General features: G+C 45.6%; 3 protein-coding genes. All 3 read right to left on the bottom strand.

Annotated features, from left to right (window positions below):
- Positions 1-487, bottom strand: a 487-nt coding sequence (locus OEY64_13330) for a Gfo/Idh/MocA family oxidoreductase (protein ID MDH5543925.1), incomplete at its 3' end; no start/stop codon positions are given.
- A complete protein-coding gene (locus OEY64_13325) occupies positions 487-1308 on the bottom strand; it encodes a sugar phosphate isomerase/epimerase (GenBank protein MDH5543924.1) in 822 nt (273 codons plus the stop codon). The genes OEY64_13325 and OEY64_13330, both read right to left, overlap by 1 nt.
- Positions 1309-1324: 16 nt before the next feature.
- Positions 1325-2068: DegT/DnrJ/EryC1/StrS family aminotransferase (locus OEY64_13320; protein MDH5543923.1), on the bottom strand; the 744-nt coding region annotated here is incomplete at its 5' end.

Raw genomic sequence — 2068 nt, 5'->3', positions numbered from 1 at the left:
CTGTGAACGTCGCGGCTATCGGCATTCCAATTGCGCCCGATACCACAGCCTTACGAGCTCTGGCGATAAGCGGATGAAACCGCCGCTGAAAGGAAATCATGAAAGGGAGGTCTTTGGCAATAATGCCATCTCTGAAATCAGCAAAACCTTCTAGACTTTCAGCCCAAGGTTTTTCAACAAAGACCCCACTACCTGAATCAACAGCCATCATCATTGGTTTCCGATGATAGGATGTCGGAGTTGAGATAACTGTTAGATCTGGTCCTTCAGCAAATGCGGACTCAAGACTATCAAATGTCTTCAGACCGTATTGCTTTTCTACGGTATTTTGTTCATCGACTGAAAAATCTTGTCGAAGAAGAGGTGTAGCCCCTGTCTGTCTGTATGCTAAATACGCTACGTTAGACGGCAATAGTTCGCGAATTATTCGAAGATGGCGTTGCCCTGCCCCACCCAGACCAACGAATAATACTTTTGAAAAACTCATCACTTAAACCCTTCTGAATGATAATATTTTACTAGCTCCATATTGAATGCTGCCGTGCGTGCGGGATCTTTTCCTCTCTGTGTTTCAAAAGTATATGCCCCTTCATATTTTATATCTGCCAATGCTTCGAATACCTGAAGGAAATCGACCAGACCTCTCCCAAGAAGGACGTTTTCGTTCTTGGCGTTCTTGTCCTTGATATGAACGTGGCTAATCCTTTTATTCAGCAACCGGATATCCCCTGGCAGATCGTGGCCGAACGCAACGCGGTTTCCGGTGTCATAGACAACACTAACGGCAGGATGGTCGATCTTTTCCAAAACCTCGACCAACTGGATGCCGTTCAAATTCGTCTCAAGGCATACTGCGATGCCGGATTTTGCCGCAAGGTCTCCAATGGTTCTAAGCGGTGCAACATAGTCGCCCACATTTTCAACTGTCAATTCGGAATGTTCGAACAAGGGGAGAATATATTGTTGGCAACCCAAAAGTGCACCTCGTTCCACCAGGCGAAGATTTTGCTCTAATACCTCGGTACTTCCTGTTAAAGCATGGTCAATAATGAAATCATTACAAAAACCGTATGACGAAAGTCCATTTCGATTTACAAGCTCTTCGATCCGTTTTATTCCTTCATCGCTCCATATCGGGTTGGCGGGATTATGATCTCTTTCGGCAATCAGTTCGATAAAATCAATGCCAAGCGCAGATGCGAGATAGAACTCTCCTTCCCACTCTTTTTGAGGGAACCATTGCAATGCTCCGGGAGGAGATTGGATCAACCTCCCCTGAACCATGCCGAAACGCAAACCGTTATTCAATGACAATGGAATATCCTTACCGACCAATTTTATCGATCAATTTTGACAGTATTTCGGTTTTGTGCCGCGCCTCTCCAAGATCGCGGTAATTGGTTTTAAATTGCATTAGACGCCTTTGTAAATCCTCAGCTTTAGGGCAAAGACCTTCTACCAATTTTTCCGTTCCGAACTGTTTCCCGCGCAATGCAGGTTCTAGATACGGTGTAACAACACATCCGTAAAAGCCATCACCGCCCATCTCTAAATAACGATTGTAAAATTCCTTCCATTTTACGCCTCGTTCCGCTTCTCCCCTGTAATCGATAGCAAAAGTATAATATGTATGCTCGACGTGAGGGTAAACAGTCTGTGGAACCATCCAAGAACATCCCTCAATTGCTTTTAAAAACATGCCGGCGCATGCTTGTCGACGAGCAACGATATGATCGACCCGCTCAAGTTGAGCAAGGCCAACAGCCGCTGAAATGGAGTTCATTCTATAATTCAAGCCAATAGTGTCGAACCGTTCATAGGAGGGATCTTGGACTGTAGATAGCGCAAGGTGTGTGCGTCCCGCTGTCGCGGTCATGTGCTTATATCCAATTCCAGCAAACTTACGCGCCCGGGTCGCCAGTTCTGGATCGGAGGAAACTATCATTCCTCCTTCCGAACCTGTTGTTAAGTGTTTCTTGTTTTCAAAACTATAAACGCCGATATGCGCATTGGAGCCGGATATCTTTCCTTTATACCTTCCCATCATCGTCTGGGCGGAATCATCAAC

It is taken from the genome of Nitrospinota bacterium (assembly GCA_029881495.1).
Lineage (GTDB): Bacteria > Nitrospinota_A > UBA7883 > JACRGQ01 > JACRGQ01 > JAOUMJ01.
Note: the sequence above shows the minus strand (reverse complement) of the source record. Positions and strands in the feature narration are given on the sequence as shown.